Origin of the sequence: Roseovarius nubinhibens ISM (assembly GCF_000152625.1) — a bacterium.
Classification (GTDB): Bacteria; Pseudomonadota; Alphaproteobacteria; order Rhodobacterales; family Rhodobacteraceae; genus Roseovarius; species Roseovarius nubinhibens.
Genome location: NZ_CH724156.1, coordinates 591101 through 607923, shown reverse-complemented (window position 1 = coordinate 607923; position 16823 = coordinate 591101). Strand labels below are relative to the sequence as shown.

The window sequence follows — 16823 nt, the reverse complement described above, 5'->3', positions numbered from 1 at the left end:
ACAAAAATATGGCAGTTTGACCGGGAGATGTTACAAATTTTTAAGAGGGGCGTGAGTAAACCAGTGTTTTGCCCCTGTTTTCGCCTTTCGTCTCGCTCTGGGGATCACCCCGGTTCAACCCCGCGTGAGGCACCTATCATCGGCGGCCGGTTCCACGCATGTAGTAAATGCACGAGGCAAAGCCATTGAAAGGCGGTAGACGGGACATGGACAAGGTGACAACGAAGGTCGATGCAGCGGCGGAAAAGCGGGGCTGGACCCGGCATATTCCTCTGGCGCTCATCTTTGGGGTGGCGGTGCTCGGCGCGTTTACCCTGCGCGATTATCTCAGCTTTGACACGCTGCGCGACAACCGCGAGGCGCTCTTGGCGTTCCGCGATGATCATTTCCTGCTGCTCGCGGGCGGGTTCGTGGCGCTCTATATCGTGATCGTGGCGTTTTCGCTGCCCGGTGCGGCGGTGGCCTCGGTCACTGGCGGGTTTCTCTTTGGTCTGGTGCTGGGGACGCTGTTCAATGTGGTCGCGGCCTCGATCGGGGCCTGCGCGATCTTCTGGGCGGCGCGGCTTGGCCTTGGTCAGGCGCTGACCGCCAAGATGGCGGCGAGCGAGGGCACGGTGGCCAAGCTCCGCAAGGGTCTTGAGGAAAACGAGATCAGCGTGCTGTTCCTCTTGCGGCTGGTGCCGGCGGTGCCGTTTTTCGTGGCCAATCTGCTGCCTGCGCTGGTCGGCGTGAAGTTTCGCAATTTCGCCCTGACCACGGTGCTCGGGATCATTCCCGGGGCGCTGGTCTTTACCTGGATCGGGGTCGGGCTGGGCGAGGTGTTCGACCGCGGAGAGAGCCCGGATCTGAGCCTGTTGTGGGAGCCGCAGATCCTTGCGCCGCTTCTGGGGCTGAGCGCGCTGGCGGCGCTGCCCATCGTGATCAAGGCCCTGCGCGGCCGCAAGGCAGGTGAGTGACATGGCACAGTTGAAAACGGATCTTCTGGTCATTGGTGCGGGCTCTGGCGGGCTGTCGGTGGCGGCGGGGGCGGTGCAGATGGGCGCCGATGTGATCCTGCTCGAAGGGCATAAGATGGGGGGCGATTGCCTCAACTATGGCTGTGTGCCCTCGAAAGCGCTCATCGCCAGCGGCAAGGCGGCCCAGGCCCAGGCCCATGCAGCGCGCTATGGCGTGGCGGATGTGGTGCCGCAGGTCGATTACGCCGCCGCGATGGGCCATGTGAGCGATGTGATCGCCCAGATCGCGCCGGTCGACAGTCAGGAGCGGTTCGAGGGGCTCGGCGTCAAGGTGATCCGCGCGTATGGCCGGTTTCTCTCGGGTGATGAGGTGCAGGCGGGCGAGCATGTGATCCGTGCCCGGCGCATCGTCATCGCCACCGGATCGTTGCCCCTGGTGCCGCCGATTCCGGGGCTTGAGAGCGTGCCTTACGTGACCAATGAGACGCTCTTTGAGATGCGCGAGAAGCCCGAGCATCTGCTGATCGTGGGCGGCGGGCCGATTGGCATGGAGATGGCGCAGGCGCATCGACGGCTCGGATCGCGGGTGACGGTGATCGAAGGCGCGCGTGCGCTCGGCAAGGATGACCCGGAGCTGGCGGCGATTGCCCTCGACCGGCTGCGCGGTGAGGGGATCGAGATCGCCGAAGAGGCGCTCGCCCAGGAGGTGCGCGGGCAGGCCGGGGCGATTGAGATCGAGGCCAAGGATGGAAGGGTGTTCAAGGGCTCGCATCTGCTCATGGCGGTGGGGCGCAAGGCGAATATCGAGCGGCTCGACCTCGACAAGGCCGGGATCGAGACTGCCAAGGCGGGGATCAAGGTCGATGCCAGCCTCAAGACCAGCAATCGCCGGGTCTATGCCATCGGCGATGTGGCGGGCGGGCTGCAATTCACCCATGTGGCAGGCTATCACGCGGGGATCGTCATTCGTTCGGCGCTGTTTGGTCTGCCGGCCAAGACGCGGACGGATCACATCCCCTATGCGACCTATACCGACCCCGAGATTGCGCAGGTCGGCCTGACCGAGGCGGCGGCGCGCGAGGCGCATGGCGCGGCGCTCGAGGTGGTGCGGTTCGAGTATCATCACAATGACCGCGCCATTGCCGAGCGCAAGACGACGGGGCTCATCAAGGTGATGGTGGTCAAGGGGCGGCCGGTGGGTGCCTCGATCGTGGGCCATCAGGCCGGAGAGCTGATCAGCCTCTGGTCGCTGGTCATCGCCAATGGGCTCAAGATGAAACATGTGGCCAATATGGTCGCGCCCTATCCGACGATTGGCGAGATCAACAAGCGGGCGGCCGGTGCGTATTTCTCGCCCCGCCTGTTCGAAAATGCGATGGTCAAACGGGTGGTTGGCGCGGTTCAACGCTGGCTGCCGTGAGGGGGGCCGCGTATAAGAGCGGGCGAGACCCGCACCCGGAATGCCCATGCTGAACTCTTTGTCTGGCCGCTTTTTGATCCTGACCACCATCTTTGTGATGCTGGCCGAGATCCTGATCTTCGTGCCCTCGGTGGCGCGGTTCCGCGAGGATTACCTGCTGTCGCGGCTGGAGCGGTCGCAGATCGCCTCGCTGGCGCTACTGGCCAATGACGCGATTGACGAGGATCTGCAGGAAGAGCTGTTGCAGAACGCGGGCGTCTATAACATCGTGCTGCGCCGCAATGAGGCGCGGCAGCTGATCCTCGACGCGCCGGTGCCGGCGCCGATTTCCAAGACTTTCGACATGCGCGACCCGTCGGCGATGGTTCTCATCCGCGATGCGCTCATGCGGCTGGCCAAGCCCGAGCCGGAGGTGATCCGGGTCATCGGCGAGCCTCTGCATATGGCGGGGCTGCTCATCGAGGTGGCGATGGACACCGGCGAGCTGCGGATGGCGATGATCGATTACGGGCTGCGGATTTTGATCCTGTCGGCGGTGATCTCGGTGATCACGGCGATGATGCTCTTCTTTGCGGTGCGGCGGTTCATCGTGAAGCCGATCAAGCGGGTGGTCAGCAGCATGAAGACCTATTCGCAGGCGCCCGAGGATGTGCGCGGGGTGATCACGCCCTCGGCCGGGGTGATCGAGCTGCGCGAGGCGGAAGAGACGCTGCAGGTGATGCAGGTGCAGCTCACCCAGTCGCTGCGCCAGAAAGAGCGGCTGGCCCAGCTCGGCGGGGCGGTGGCCAAGGTGAGCCATGATCTGCGCAATATCCTGACCTCGGCGCAGCTCTTTACCGACCGGATCGAGATGAGCGAGGACCCGACCGTGCGGCGGCTGGCGCCGAAGCTGGTGAATTCGATCACGCGGGCGGTGCATCTGTGTGAATCGACCCTCGCCTTTGGCAAGGCGGAGGAGCCCGCGCCACGGCTCACCATGCTGCGGCTGGCGGATCTGGTGGAGGATGTGATGCTCGGCGAGCGGCTGGCGCTTGGCGCGGATGAGCCGATCGAGCTGCGCGAGATCGTGCCGCCGACGCTCGAGTTGCGGGCCGATGCGGAACAGCTGCACCGGGTGCTGTCGAACCTTGTGCGCAACGCCCGGCAGGCGATGAGCGCCGAGGGCATCGCGGGCGAGGTGCGCATCGAGGCGCAGGAGGATGATCATGCGTGGTTCCTGCGGGTCTGCGACACCGGGCCGGGCCTGCCGGAGAAGGCGCGCACGCATCTCTTCACGCCGTTCCAGGGCGGCACGCGCAAGGGCGGCACCGGGCTTGGCCTGTCGATCTCGTCCGAGCTGATCCGTGGTCATGGCGGCACGCTCGAGCTCGAACGCAGCGATGCGGAGGGCACGATTTTTCTCATCACCCTGCCGAAAGGCGCGCTGGCGCCGGTCTGAGAAAAAATCCAAATTTCTCGCCCGCCGCCCCTTGCAATGCCCGGCCACTATCGGTAGATGCCTGCCCTACGGACCGATAGCTCAGCTGGATAGAGTACTTGACTACGAATCAAGGGGTCGGGGGTTCGAATCCTCCTCGGTCCGCCACTATAAACCTTCCACACTCTGGAAGTTTAGGTGGCGGCGCTGTCCGGGCGATATCTCACAGTTTGCACAAATAGCCTCTTAGATCAGGCCGGAGATCAGGCCCGAATTGTCATTTCTCGACGCTCTTGTGTCATGCCCTATGCTTGGAATGTGTGGGCGTTGCTGGGCGCTCTTGTGGGGTTTGCGCGGTCCCTGACACAGACACTTAAGTTTGAGGCAGGTTCGGCGGTCGCTGACGGGGGCGGACTGCCTTAACGGTCCGTTGGTCAGCGCGCCAAGGACAAGCGCGTTCTTCTGAACTTTTCAAATTACTGAAATTTAGGGATAATTCCTGCGCCTTGATCTTTTGCGTGCCCGACGTGGTCCGCGGGAGGACCGTCAGAAGGGCGGGTCAGTGCAAGGGGGGAATCGGGGGCAGGTGCCAAGCGGATGTATTCGCTGGATATTGCAGGTCGTCTTGGTAGAGTGGAGCCAGCGCAGGCGTTCATCTGCGGTTGGTGTGTATCGTGGTTTTGCGGAGTTGCGTCTTGATTATTCCCTTTCATGTGCGGGAGATGCTGCGGCGTATCAAAGCGCGCTATGATGTTGACCGCACACCTCAGCAGATGTCCCCGAAAGGCGAGGGGTTCTTGCCCTTGCGCCCGTCTCGAACGGCTGACAGCAAGACGGTTGCGCGGTTTTGGGAGCATCTGAAGCCCAAGGCGAGCGAGGCGGATCAAGCGGAGATCGCAGATCCGGCGACGGTCGCGGCGTCTGAAACCTACAGCGCCAATATCGAGAATTTCATAGGAACGGTGAAAGTGCCGGTTGGCCTTGTCGGGCCGTTGCGCCTGAACGGGATGAACGCCAATGGCGATTTCTATGTGCCGTTGGCGACGACCGAGGCTGCGCTTGTGGCCTCGTATGCGCGCGGGGCCTTTGCCGCGGGACGGGCAGGCGGGGTCAGCACGGCTGTGCTATATGAAGGGGTGTTGCGGACGCCGGCCTTTGTGTTTCAAAGCCTGCTGCAGGCGGGTCAGTTCGTGGATTGGGTGGTCGGCAATGTCGAGGCCCTGCAGGCGGTGGCGGAGGCCACGACGCGGCATGGCAAGCTGGTGTCGCTCGAGCCGTTCATCGACACGAATATCGTCTTTCTGATTTGCCGTTACACCACCGGCGACGCGGCGGGGCAGAACATGGTGACCATCGCAACCGATGCGTTGTGCCGGGCGATTGCCAAGGACTGCCCCGTGCCCATCGAGAGCTGGTATATCGAGGGGAATTTCTCGGGCGATAAGAAGGCCTCGGCGCTGGCCATGGTGACGGGGCGGGGCCGCAAGGTCAGCGCCTCGATCACCCTGCCGGCGGGCGTCGTGGAAAAGACGCTTGGCACCAGCGTGGAGGCCATGCTCGCCTATGGGCGGGTGGCCAATCTCGGGGCGCATCTCTCGGGTCAGTTGGGGGCGCAGGCGCATTATGCCAACGGGTTGGCCGCGTTCTACATTGCGACCGGGCAGGACGCGGCCTGCGTCGCGGAAAGCGCGGTGGGGGTGACGCGGATGGAGCCCCGGGGCGAGGATCTTTTCTGCTCGGTGACGCTGCCGAATATCCTTGTGGGATCGGTGGGCGGCGGCACCGGCCTGCCGAGCCAGAGTGCTGCGTTGAACATTCTCGGGCTGAAGGGCGCGGGTCATGGGACGGCCCTGGCCGAGGTGGCTGCCGCGCTATGTCTTTGCGGCGAGATTTCGATTGTTGCGGCCATCGCTGCGGGGCATTTCACCCGGGCCCATGAGAGCTTGGCCCGCCACAGATGACTTTGCTGGCGCGCCTGTGGATCTATCAATCCGAACGCTTTCCGCTGAAGAAGACCGTGCCGCTTTTGCTGGTGTTCTCTGCGGCGAGTATCTGTGTCTCGGCCCGGCTTGCCGATCGGCCATTGCCGGAGTGGCCTGCCTTTGTGGTGGGCTTCGTGTTGGCGATGGCACTGTTTTTCCAGATGCGCGTGTGCGACGAGTTCAAGGATGCCGAGGACGACCGGCGCTATCGCCCCGAGCGGCCGATTCCGCGGGGGCTGGTGTCGCCGGCGGAGGTATTAGGGCTTGGGTTGCTGACCCTGCCGCTGGCTGTGGCCGCTGCCTGGGCGTGGTCGCCCCCGGTTCTGTGGTGTCTCTTGCTGGTGTGGGTTTGGCTCGCGGCGATGACGGCGGAGTTCGGGGTGCCAGCGTGGCTCAAGGCGCGGCCGGTTCTCTATCTCGTCAGCCATATGGCGATCATGCCGCTAATCGATCTGTTGCTGACCAGCATCGAGTGGCGACCCGCCGGAGGGGCCGCCGCAGAGCTGTGGCTGTTTCTGACGCTGTCCTTCGTGAATGGCTGTGTGCTTGAGATCGGGCGCAAGCTTTGGTCGCCAGAGAATGAGATCGACGGGGTCGACAGCTATTCAGGCCTCTGGGGGCATCGCCGCGCCGCGACGCTCTGGCTCGGCTGTGTGGCGCTGTCTTTGGTGTTTCTGGTAGCCACGGGATTTGCGACGGGCGTGGGTTGGCTGACCCTTGGGGTTGGGGTCGCGGCGGTTCTGCCCTGTGGTCTTGCGGCGCGCAGCTATATGCGGGCGCCGAGCCCCAAGGCCCAGGAGAGGATGGATACCGTCGCGGGGCTTTGGGTGTTCTTTTGCTATGCCACCGCTGGGTTTCTCCCCTTTTTGGTCGGAGGTTTCTGATGAGAGTGATCGTTCCACAAGCCGAGGCGGTTGATCCCAGCGTGGTGGGCGGCAAAGCCGCGGCGCTGGCAGAGCTGGCGCGTCACGGGTTCAATCCGCCGGCGTTCTTTGTCATCAGCGATGCCGCGTTTCGGGCGGGCAAGGCGGGGCCGATCGCGGCCTCGGGGCTGCGCGAGGCGCTTGCTGCGGCGCTCGAGGCGCTGGGTCCGGGGCCCTATGCAGTGCGCAGTTCCGGCCGGGCCGAAGATGGTGCCGAGCACAGCCATGCGGGGCAGTTCGATACGGTGCTGAATGTCGCGGGCAGCAAGGTGTTGCAGGCGGCAAAGCAGGTCTGGCAATCGGGGTTTGCGGACACAGTCGCCACCTATCGAGCGGTCAAATCCGGGGGCGAGGCCGAAGCCCCGGCGATCATCGTGCAGCGGATGATCGCGGCAACGGCCGCCGGTGTGGCCTTTTCGGCGGATCCGGTGTCGGGACAGCGCAACCGGGTTGTTGTGTCTGCGGTCGAAGGTTTGGGGGATGCCTTGGTGGCGGGGGAGGTGGACGGCGAGGATTGGACCGTCGATCCCTCTGGCGCGGCCAAATCTGGGCAAGTATCGCCACGGGTTTTGACGGCGGATCAGGCGCAACAGATCGCTATGCTGGCGCGGCGGGCGGAAGAGGCGTTTGGCGCGCCGCAAGACATCGAATGGGCCTTCGATGCGGAGGGGCTGCACATCCTGCAGGCACGTCCCATCACCACCGAGCTGCGACCCGAGCCGCTGCCGGATCAGGCGCTCACTATCTTTGACAATTCCAACATCGTCGAAAGCTATCCGGGCATGGTCAGCCCGCTGACCTATTCCTTTGCCCTGCATGTCTATGCGCGGGTCTATCGCGCCTTTGTGCGGCTTCTGGGGGTGTCAGATAAAACGGTCGCGGCGAACGCGGCGATCTTTGACAATCTTCTCGGACGCGTGGATGGGCGCGTCTATTACAATCTGGTCAATTGGTATCGGGCGCTGGCGCTCTTGCCGGGGTTTTCGCTCAACCGCGATTATATGGAAACGATGATGGGCGTGTCCGAGCCTATGCCGCGCGAGATTACCGAGGCAATTGGGCCTGCTCCGGCCACAGGCGCGCGCAAGGTTTTGGAATATGGCAAGCTGGTTGCGGTGGCGGGCGGATTGATCTGGCAGGCGGTGCGGTTGCCGCGGACCCGGCGCAATTTCTATGCGCGGCTGAACGGGGTTCTGGAGCGCGATTTCGACATCGAGGCGGCCAATGCGACCGAACTCGCGGCCGAGTATCGCCATATCGAAAGCACGCTCTTGGATCGCTGGGACGCGCCATTGGTCAATGATTTCCTGTGCATGATCGCGTTTGGGGCCTCGCGCAACCTGCTGCAGAGGTGGTTGGGCGAGAGGGGGGCGCTGCTCCATAATGATGTCATGATCGGCCAGGGGGATATCGTCTCGGCCGAGCCGGCGCAGCGGATTGCCCATATGGCGCGTTTGGTGCGCGAGGCCGGGATTGCGGATCAGCTCGGCGCGGAGTGCCGGGTAGAGACCCTTGCGCCCTATCCTGAGATCGCGGCGGAAATCCGATCCTATTTGGAGAAGTTCGGGGATCGGTGCACCGAGGAGCTCAAGCTCGAAAGCATCCCGTTGCGCGATGATCCCAGCAGCCTGCTGATGGCTGTGGCCGCCAGCGCCGCCCGTCCCGAAGGCCCGCGGCATGCGGGGAGCGACCCGGACTGGAGGGCGCTCTTCCCCGGCAATCCGTTGAAACGGCAGCTCGCCAAATGGATCGTTGGATGGGCCAAGGCGCGGGTGCGGGACCGCGAAAACCTGCGCTTTGAACGCACCCGTATCTTTGGCCATGCCAGACGCGTGTTTCTAGGCATCGGCCGCGAATTTGCCGCGCGGGGGTTGCTGGCCCAGCCCCGTGACGTGTTTCACCTGACGACCTCCGAGGTCTTGGGGGCGGTCGAAGGGTTCAGCCTGTCGCCCGATCTCAGGGCTATCGTCGCACAGCGTCAGGGCGAAGATGCGGCTGCCGCCCGACGTCCGGACCCGCCAGAGCGGATAGAGATCCGCGGCCCCGCCATTGCGCCGGTCTGGGCCGAGGCCGAGGGGGCCGAGGAGGATCCGGAGCGGGTGAAAACCGGCACCGGCTGTTCGGCGGGGCAGGTGACCGCAAAGGCGCGGGTGATCCGTGATCCGCGGACAGAGGCGCTGCAGCCGGGGGATATCCTCGTGGCGCGTCACACCGATCCGGGCTGGATCGCGGTGTTTTCGAATGCGTCGGCCATCGTCGTGGAGCGCGGGTCGCTTTTGTCGCATTCGGCGATTGTGGCGCGCGAGTTGGGTATTCCTTGTGTCGTGGGCCTGAAAGGGGCGACCCAATGGATCAAGGATGGCGAGACCCTGTCGGTGGACGGGGCAAGCGGCAAGGTGGAGCGGTGCGATGGGGAGGAGTGAAATCGAAGGCAAGGCTGATTTCGATCACATCCGCTATGCCCAGCTGTGGGAAGATGCCGATGTTCTGACCGAGGCGTTGGGCGATTGCGCCGGGGGCACGCTGGTGTCGATCTGTTCGGCGGGGGATAATGCGCTCGCCATGCTGACGCTTGATCCGGCGAAAGTGGTGGTGGTTGATCTGTCGCCGGCACAGATCGCCTGTTTGAGGCTCAGGATCGGGGCCTATCGAGCCCTGACACATTCCGAGTTTCTGGAGCTGACCGGATCGCGGCCGAGCAAGCGGCGCGCGGAGTTGCTGGCGCGGGCGTTGCAAGGCGTTGACGCAGAGACGCATGCCTTTTGGACGGGTCTCCTTCCCGAGGTGAGCCGTCATGGGATCGGTGGCATCGGCAAGTTCGAGCGGTATTTTCGCATCTTTCGCACGTGGCTTTTGCCCTTGGTGCATTCCCGGCGCAGGATTGATGAGGTCTTTACCCCGCGCACACCCGAGGCGCGCGAAGCCTTCTTTGAGACGCGGTTCAACACGTTCCGATGGCGGCTCTTGCTCAATATGTTCTTTTCGCGGTTCGTGATGGGACGCATGGGGCGTGACAAGGCGTTTTTCGATCATGTCGAGGGCAGCCCCGCCCAGCATGTGGCCCGACGCATTCGCCATGCAGGGGTTGCGACCGACCCGTCGCAAAACCCCTATCTGCACTGGATTTTGAAGGGCACGCATGGCGCGGCCTTGCCGATGGCGTGGCGGGCCGAGCATTTTGACACGATCCGCGCCCGGCTCGATCGTCTCGATATCCGGCCGGGATCGTTGGAGGCTTTTGTCTCGACCGGCGAAAAAGCCAACGGGTTCAACCTGTCTGATATCTTTGAATATATGTCGCCCGAGACGTTTGAAGCGGTCTATGGATCGGTTCTGTCGGCGGCCGCGCCCAAGGCCCGTCTGGTCTATTGGAACATGATGGCACCACGCCGGGTGCCCAAAGCCTATAGCGGTGCGGTCGAAACGCTTGATAGGATCGAGGATCAGCTGAAGGCGCGCGATATGGCGTTTTTCTATTCAGATTTTGTCGTCGAAGAGGTGCGTGCGTGAGCGTAGCGCCCCCGATCCTGCTGGCCTTGGCCTGTGTCGCGGCACTGTTGGGATTGATGGCCGTGGTTCGGCGCGTGGCGCGACAGATCGGCCTGAACGCAGAGGTGCAGCGCAAGCTGATGCATGTGGGGACCGGGCTTTTTACGCTGGCTCTGCCGTGGATTTTTCCGCAGGGCTGGCCGGTTTACATGCTGATCGGGGTGACGATGGTCGTCATGCTGATCCTGCGTCTGCCCCGGTTTTCGCAGGGACTGGGGGCCACGCTTCACAGTGTGGAGCGCAGGTCCTACGGGGATTTCCTATTGGCGCTTTCCGTCGGGATCTGCTTTCTCGTGGCCGGTGAAAACACCCTGTTCTACGTGCTGCCGATCGCCGTTTTGACATTGGCCGATGCCGCCGCCGCGCTGGCCGGGACAGCCTATGGCACCAAGCGCTATGTGGTGGAGGATGGCGAAAAGAGCCTCGAAGGCTCGGTGGTGTTTTTTGTCATCACACTGCTGGTTGCGATCATCTGCTTCTTGTTCTTGTCGAGCTTGCCGCCGCTCAACATCTTGATGTTGTGCCTGATGGTTGCGGCGTTCGGCACATTGGTCGAAGCGCAGAGCTGGCGCGGGTTTGACAACCTGTTCCTGCCGCTTGGCCTGCTGATTTTTCTGAGGGTGCATTATGACAGCTCCGTGGCGGAACTGGCGATATTGGCTCTTTTGTTCCTAGTCTCTCTGGCCAGTTTCGGCGTGGTGGGGAGCCTAGTCAACCTGAGCAAACACACGACGCGGGTCTATGTCGTGGCGGTGTTCTTGCTATTGGCGGCGGCGAAGTTTCAGAACACGCTTCTGCCGATCATGGTGCTTGCGGCGCATGGTTGGGCGCGGACTGCGTCGCCGTGTGACAGCAAATTCCCCGAGCTCGATGTCGTTGCGGCCTTGGGGCTCTTGGGGTTTGGCTGGCTTGCGGCGGGGCATGCGACGGGGTTGGATGGGGTCGGCTTTTTCGGGCTCAGCGCCATGGGGTTGGCCATGGGGTTCATCGCGGTGGCGCGGCGGGCCTTGACGGTTGCGATTCCTCTGGCTGCCACGCTTTTGTTCCTCATCCGGAGCTGGGCCGTGTCGCAGAACTCTGACTTTTCGAACTGGGCCGAGCCTTTGACCGCGCTGTCGCTTGTTTCGCTCGCGATCATGGCCGTTGTGCCGTCGGTGTTTTCGCAGATGTTTCGAACCAATCGTGTGGCGAAGCTCGGGCTATTAGCGCTGATGCCGCCGCTGAGCTTTTACGTCTGGTCCTTTCTGGGGGAGGTCGGCGTCGGGATCGTCGGTGGAGGTATCTCATGACGACGCATATCATTCGGACCGAGGGGGCCAAGCTGACTGTTTATCTGGAGGGGCCCGAGTGGGAGGGCGCGCCGAGCGCGACGCTTGGCGATTTCTCCTGCGAGACGCCAGAGGCGGGACGAGAGGTTCTGCGAAGGGCGATTGAGCACATCCGGGATGCCGGGGGGGATCGGGTCATCGGGCCGATGTCCGGGGATACTTGGCACAGCTATCGGGTCGTGTCCGAGAGCGACGGGTCTGCCGCCTTTCTGATGGAGCCGACGCACAAGCCGCATGAGGCCGAGCTGTTTCGCGCGGCAGGGTTTTCGGTCATCAGCAAGTATTTCTCGGCGCGGGTCGCCTTGGCACAAACGGCGCAGGCGTCCCCGGCCGCAAGTGAGGCGTTCGAAATCGAGGCCTGGGACGGGCGCAACCCCGAAGCGCTGTTCCGGCAGGTTTATGCGCTTTCGGTCGAAGCCTTTTCCCGAAACGCCTTTTACAAGCCGATTTCCGAGAGCGATTTTCTGGCGATGTATATGCCTGTGGTGCCGATGCTGAAGCGCGAGCTTATCTTTTTTGCCCGTCGCCCGGATGGATCCCTGGCGGGGTTCCTGTTTGGCATTCCCAACTATGCGGAAGGGCCAAACCCCTCTGCCGCCATCCTGAAGACCTATGCCAGTCTAGAGCGAGGCGCGGGGCGCCATTTGGCCAGTCATTTTCACAAATCCGCGCTGCAGCTCGGGTTTGAGACGGCCATTCACGCACTGATCCATGATGACAACCAATCCGCCGAGCGCAGCGTTGCCGAAGGGGCCACAGTGTTTCGGCGGTATGAATTGTTGGGGCTGCGTCTGGATGGCTAATCTGCTGGACCAGTTTGCCGCGGCGGTTGAACGGCACCCGCAGCGGACAGCGATCATTGGCGGCGATGGCCGCGAGATTACCTATCGTGAGTTGCAGATACGGGCGCAGCAGTTTGCCAGGAAATGGCGGCGCAAAGGGATTGCCCATGGCGATCGCGTCTTGCTGGCGATGCCGGTCAACGCCGATCTCTACGCAAGTCTGGCGGGTTTGTGGTCTCTGGGGGCGACGGTGGTCTTGCCGGAACCCGCGATGGGTCTCGCAGGGTTGCGTCATGCTGCGAGAACGACCCGACCCAAGGCCTTTTGCGCGGCGGGGCTGTTCGCGCTTCTGGGGTTCGTGGTGCCAGAGCTCATGCGGCTGCGGCTCTTGCTTCCCGGCGGCGCCCCGGGCGATGAGCCGATCGCCTTGGTGCAGGACGCGGATACGGCGCTCATTTCCTTTACGTCTGGCACCACAGGTCAGGCCAAAGCCATTCCGCGCAGTCATGCATTTCTCATGGCGCAGCATGACGCCATCGCGCCGGTTCTCGAGAGCGATCTGGCCGAGCGGGATCTGGTTGCGTTTCCGGTGTTTACCCTGATCAATCTGGCGGCGGGACGCACGACTGTTTTGCCCAATTGGAAGATGAACAAGCTGGATCGGCTCTCGCCCGAGAAACTCGCGGGTTGGATAGCGCAGCAGCAGGTGACGCGGCTTTTGATCCCGCCGTCCTTGTGCGAGACGCTGGCGCGTTGCGAGGGTATTGGGCCGGTGCACAGGGTTTTCACCGGCGGCGGGCCGGTCTTTCCGGATCTCATTGAGAGGCTTCTCGGCAAGCCGGGTCTTGAGGTGGTCTGTGTCTATGGCTCGACCGAAGCCGAACCGATTGCCCATCTAGAGGCGCGCGACATCACGGATCGTGACCTGCGGGATATGGCTGCGGGCAAGGGGCTTCTGGTTGGGCGGCCGGTTTCTCAGATCAAACTCCGCATTCGGGACGATGAAGTTCAGGTGGCGGGGGATCATGTCAATGATGGCTATCTCGATCCGGCGCATTGCGAGGAGAACAAGATCAAAGAGGGCGGCACGATCTGGCATCGCACGGGCGACGCGGGGCGGCTGGACGCGCAGGGGCGGTTGTGGCTCTGGGGTCGGTTGGGGAGTGATGTGAAAACGCCGGGGGGGCGCATGTTTCCCTTCGCGGTCGAAGTCGCCGCACGGCAGTGGTCAGGGGTGCAGCAGAGCGCACTCATCTGCCTCGACGAACGCCCTGTCTTGTGCATTGAAGGTGACGAGGGCCAACTGAGCGAGTGGCGTCACTTGGCGCAGGGTTTTGGCGTGTCCGACGTGCTCTATCTGAAGAAAATCCCTATGGACAAGCGCCACAGATCGAAGGTCGATCGGGCAAAGCTCTTGCAATTCTTGGGCTCGTGAGTGGCAGAGGTTTTGCGGGAGGCGTCACCTGCGGTGCGCTTTTGAAGTCATTGAGTTTTTTGAGAAAATGTCAGATGGCGAACACGCCCAGCCGGTTGCGGCTGGGCGTGGCGCGTGTCGCTTAGTCCGCGCTCGGGGCGGGGTGGCGGGTGGGGTGGAAGCTGCCGGGGGCGGCGATGAGGGGGGTGAGGCCGCGGGAGGTGGCGGCGTCGAGCCCTTCGGGGGGGACGATCATCGTGGTGCCCGAGCCCACGACCTCGCCGCGCATGAGGATGGGCTTGCCGGAGCCGAAGCTCATCACCGGGCGGCGGGCGTCGAGATCGATCACGGTGACATCGGCATCGGCGCCGGGGGCGAGATGGCCTTTGCGGGTGCCGAGCCCCATCATCCGGGCCGGGGCGATGGAGGTTTTCTGGACGAATTGCGCCAGGGTCAGCGCGTTCAGATGGACCAGCGCCAGCCCGCGCTCGCAAAGGTCGTTGCGGGGCAAGCCGCCGCCGTCGGTGGCGAGCGCGTCGATGGCAAAGCTGCCGTCGGGGCGTTTCAGCATGGCGAGCGGGATCGTGGTCTCGGACGGGTTGACGTAGAAGCTCATGCCGATGTTGGTCTCGGCCTCTTGCCATGCCGCGAGCGCCTCGGGCCCGGTTTCGAGGCGGGTCAGCCCATCGCGCGAGACGTGGATATGCGCCCAGCCGGCGAGGATCGCCTCGGCGAGGCCTTCACGGTTGGCGGCAAAGCCACCGGCCGTGAGATTGCGCTGGGTCGCGACGCTTTCGGGGATGCCGTTGGAACATTTCGCGGAATTGCCGTTGATCGGGGCGAGATAGCTCTCGGACCAGATGTTGGGATAGTCGAGCAGCATGTCGGCGGCCTGTTGCGCCTCGAGAAGCGGCGGGCCTTCAAAGCCACGGGCGTAGGAATTGACATGGGGCATGTGGAGCGGGTTGCCGGCGGCAAGCTCGCAAGCCTCGGCCAGACCGCGCAGGTTCTGCGGTGTCTCCAGCGTGCCGGCGTGAAAGGCGACATGGGCGCCTTCGCGGCCGCAAAGCTCGATCACCCGGGCCGAGGCCTCGGGGGTGAGCGGGAAATGCCCGCCCAGAACCTTGAGGCCGACGGCACCGGCGCGGCGGGCCTTGGCCAACGCCTCGGTCAGCTCGTCCATCTGGGGATTGGTGGTGCTCACCGTGTGGCCGGGGCGGACGTAGTCAACGCAGGCCAGCGTCAGCCCGGTGCCGGTCGCGGCGGCGATGTCCATCACGCTCTCGATCGGTCCGGCCATGTCGAGCGCGGTGGTCACGCCCGCCAGCGCCAGCATATTGTGCCCCGCCGCGCCGCCCATCCAGCCCGAGACATGGACATGGGCGTCGATCAGCCCGGGCAGCACATGCAGGCCGGTTGCGTCCTCTTCGCGGCTGGCGGGGCCGGTGATGTCCGCGCCGAGGGCCGCGATCTTGCCGTCCTTGAAGGCGATATCGGTGATTTCATCCAGCCCGTTGGCGGGGTCGACCACATGGCCGCCTCTGAGGATCACATCGTAGCTCATTGGTCTTTCCTTCTGTCCGATACTGAGACGACCCGGCCGGGGGCGGTCTTGACCAGCGCCGTGCCGGGGCGTTGGCCCGTGGAACGGCCCTCGGCCCACACCTCGCGGCCATTGACGAAGACATGTCTGATGCCTTCGGCGGGTCGAATGGGGGTTTCAAATGTTGCGCCTTCGCGGATCGTGGCCGCGTCGAACAGCACCAGATCGGCAAAGCCGCCGATGCTGATGCGTCCGCGTCCGCCGAGGCCAAAGCGGTCGGCGGGCAGGGAGGTCATGCGTTGCACCGCCTCTTCGAGGGAGAAGAGCCCGAGGTCGCGGGCATAGTGGCCGAGAACGCGGGGAAAAGTGCCCCAGACCCGTGGGTGGGGGTGGCTGCCGCCGGAAATGCCGTCGGAGCAGATCATCGTCTGGCGATAGCTCAGGATGCGTTGGACGTCGGCCTCATCCATGATGAAGAAGATCGCCGTGGCGGGCATCAGCCGGTCGACCGCCGCGTCGAGATCGCAGCCCCAGCCTTCGGCGATGTCGGCGAGGTCGCGCCCGGCCATGTCGGGGTAGGGCTCGCTCTCGGCGACGATGACGCGGGTGGCCTGCCGGTGGCGGCCCGAGTTCAGGACGGTGGAGGAGGCGATCCAGGGCGTGGTGTCGAGCCCGACGCGGTGCGTGGCGGCAAAGTCCTCTATCATCTGCAAGGTGCGGGTCGAGAGCCCGTGATTGGCCAGGCCTGCGCATTTGTGATGCGAGACATGCACGTCGCAGCAGGCGTCGCGGCCGACGGCAAAGGTCTCTTCCAGCGCCTCGATGACGCGGTCGCCTTCGTCGCGCATATGGGTGACGTAGAGCTTGCCCTCGGCGGCGGCGATGCGGGCGAGCGCGGTCAGCTCGGCCAGAGGCGCGGCGCGGGAGGGGGCGTAGAAGGTGCCGGTGGAGAGGCCGATGGCGCCGTCGGCCAGCGCGGATTCGAGTTGCTGCGCCATGGCGGAGAGTTGGCTGGGCGAGGCGGGCTGATCGAGATCGGCCATGGCGTTGGCGCGGAGCGTGGAATGGCCGATGAGGCAGGCCGTGTTGACCGCCGGAGGGTCTTGGATCAGCCGGTCGTGATAGTCACGGTAGCGGGCAAAACGCGGCAGGGCGTCGCCGATGATCATCCGAAGCTGCACCGGCAGGGCGGTCTCGGCGGTGATCGGGGCGATGGAAAAGCCGCAATTGCCGTTGATGATCGTGGTGACCCCTTGGCTGACCATGAAGGGCATGTCGGGATCGGTCAGGACGGCGGCATCGTGATGCACATGCGGATCGATAAACCCCGGCGCGAGGATGAGCCCGCTGCCGTCGATCCGCCGCCCGGCCTGCCAGCGCGACAGATCGCCGATGGCGGTGATGCGGTCATCGCACACGGCGAGATCGGCGGCGTAGCGCGGGGCGCCGGTGCCGTCGATGATCTCGGCGCCGTGGAGGATCAGATCAGCCTGCATGGGACAGGTCCTT

Annotated in this window: 12 protein-coding genes and 1 tRNA gene; 11 read left to right on the top strand and 2 right to left on the bottom strand. The window is 64.0% G+C overall.

Annotated features, from left to right (window positions below; genetic code table 11):
* Window positions 1–206: 206 nt before the first annotated feature.
* The 11 genes from ISM_RS03040 to ISM_RS02990 all read left to right on the top strand — a co-directional run bounded on the left by ISM_RS03040 (window position 207) and on the right by ISM_RS02990 (window position 13792).
* Entirely contained in the window at window positions 207–956 is a 750-nt protein-coding gene (locus tag ISM_RS03040; RefSeq protein WP_009812638.1) for a TVP38/TMEM64 family protein, read from the top strand.
* A gap of 1 nt (window position 957) precedes the next feature.
* Window positions 958–2376: a dihydrolipoyl dehydrogenase family protein gene (locus ISM_RS03035; RefSeq protein ID WP_009812637.1), complete on the top strand. Its 1419-nt coding sequence runs from the start codon at window positions 958–960 to the stop codon at window positions 2374–2376.
* A gap of 46 nt (window positions 2377–2422) precedes the next feature.
* Entirely contained in the window at window positions 2423–3814 is a 1392-nt protein-coding gene (locus tag ISM_RS03030; protein WP_009812636.1) for an ATP-binding protein, read from the top strand.
* Window positions 3815–3884: 70 nt separating this feature from the next.
* Window positions 3885–3961, top strand: a tRNA-Arg gene (locus ISM_RS03025).
* A gap of 605 nt (window positions 3962–4566) precedes the next feature.
* Window positions 4567–5754, top strand: a complete 1188-nt coding sequence (locus ISM_RS03020) for a hydroxymethylglutaryl-CoA reductase (protein WP_254655639.1) — start codon at window positions 4567–4569, stop codon at window positions 5752–5754.
* Window positions 5751–6659: a UbiA family prenyltransferase gene (locus tag ISM_RS03015; RefSeq protein ID WP_009812634.1), complete on the top strand. Its 909-nt coding sequence runs from the start codon at window positions 5751–5753 to the stop codon at window positions 6657–6659. The genes ISM_RS03020 and ISM_RS03015 overlap by 4 nt, the downstream gene beginning before the upstream one ends.
* Window positions 6659–9121 carry a PEP/pyruvate-binding domain-containing protein gene (locus ISM_RS03010; protein WP_009812633.1) on the top strand — a complete coding sequence of 821 codons (2463 nt, stop codon included), beginning with the start codon at window positions 6659–6661 and terminating at the stop codon, window positions 9119–9121. Before ISM_RS03015 ends, ISM_RS03010 begins: the two co-directional genes overlap by 1 nt.
* On the top strand, window positions 9108–10208 hold the full coding sequence (locus ISM_RS03005; RefSeq protein WP_009812632.1) for a BtaA family protein: 1101 nt from the start codon (window positions 9108–9110) through the stop codon (window positions 10206–10208). Before ISM_RS03010 ends, ISM_RS03005 begins: the two co-directional genes overlap by 14 nt.
* Window positions 10205–11536, top strand: coding sequence for a hypothetical protein (locus ISM_RS03000; RefSeq protein ID WP_156783298.1), 1332 nt, complete (start codon window positions 10205–10207; stop codon window positions 11534–11536). Before ISM_RS03005 ends, ISM_RS03000 begins: the two co-directional genes overlap by 4 nt.
* Window positions 11533–12378 (top strand): hypothetical protein, encoded by an 846-nt coding sequence (locus tag ISM_RS02995; RefSeq protein ID WP_009812630.1) that lies wholly within the window; start codon window positions 11533–11535, stop codon window positions 12376–12378. The genes ISM_RS03000 and ISM_RS02995 overlap by 4 nt, the downstream gene beginning before the upstream one ends.
* Complete coding sequence (locus ISM_RS02990) at window positions 12371–13792, top strand: AMP-binding protein (protein WP_009812629.1); 1422 nt, start codon at window positions 12371–12373, stop codon at window positions 13790–13792. Before ISM_RS02995 ends, ISM_RS02990 begins: the two co-directional genes overlap by 8 nt.
* 121 nt (window positions 13793–13913) lie before the next feature.
* Here ISM_RS02990 and ISM_RS02985 read toward each other — a convergent pair whose 3' ends face one another.
* Window positions 13914–15335, bottom strand: a complete 1422-nt coding sequence (locus ISM_RS02985; RefSeq protein ID WP_009812628.1) for an amidohydrolase family protein — start codon at window positions 15333–15335, stop codon at window positions 13914–13916.
* Window positions 15332–16810 carry an N-acyl-D-amino-acid deacylase family protein gene (locus tag ISM_RS02980; protein WP_009812627.1) on the bottom strand — a complete coding sequence of 493 codons (1479 nt, stop codon included), beginning with the start codon at window positions 16808–16810 and terminating at the stop codon, window positions 15332–15334. Before ISM_RS02980 ends, ISM_RS02985 begins: the two co-directional genes overlap by 4 nt.
* Between the last annotated feature and the right edge of the window lie 13 nt (window positions 16811–16823).

Excerpts from the sequence above, each read along its gene's own strand:
- ISM_RS03040 (WP_009812638.1), top strand. The coding sequence starts at position 207 with ATGGACAAGGTGACAACGAAGGTCGATGCAGCGGCGGAAAAGCGGGGC.
- ISM_RS03030 (WP_009812636.1), top strand. The coding sequence starts at position 2,423 with ATGCTGAACTCTTTGTCTGGCCGCTTTTTGATCCTGACCACCATCTTT.
- ISM_RS02990 (WP_009812629.1), top strand. The coding sequence starts at position 12,371 with ATGGCTAATCTGCTGGACCAGTTTGCCGCGGCGGTTGAACGGCACCCG.
- ISM_RS02985 (WP_009812628.1), bottom strand. The coding sequence starts at position 15,335 with ATGAGCTACGATGTGATCCTCAGAGGCGGCCATGTGGTCGACCCCGCC.
- ISM_RS03005 (WP_009812632.1), top strand. The coding sequence starts at position 9,108 with ATGGGGAGGAGTGAAATCGAAGGCAAGGCTGATTTCGATCACATCCGC.
- ISM_RS03015 (WP_009812634.1), top strand. The coding sequence starts at position 5,751 with ATGACTTTGCTGGCGCGCCTGTGGATCTATCAATCCGAACGCTTTCCG.
- ISM_RS02980 (WP_009812627.1), bottom strand. The coding sequence starts at position 16,810 with ATGCAGGCTGATCTGATCCTCCACGGCGCCGAGATCATCGACGGCACC.
- ISM_RS03020 (WP_254655639.1), top strand. The coding sequence starts at position 4,567 with ATGTCCCCGAAAGGCGAGGGGTTCTTGCCCTTGCGCCCGTCTCGAACG.
- ISM_RS02995 (WP_009812630.1), top strand. The coding sequence starts at position 11,533 with ATGACGACGCATATCATTCGGACCGAGGGGGCCAAGCTGACTGTTTAT.
- ISM_RS03035 (WP_009812637.1), top strand. The coding sequence starts at position 958 with ATGGCACAGTTGAAAACGGATCTTCTGGTCATTGGTGCGGGCTCTGGC.
- ISM_RS03010 (WP_009812633.1), top strand. The coding sequence starts at position 6,659 with ATGAGAGTGATCGTTCCACAAGCCGAGGCGGTTGATCCCAGCGTGGTG.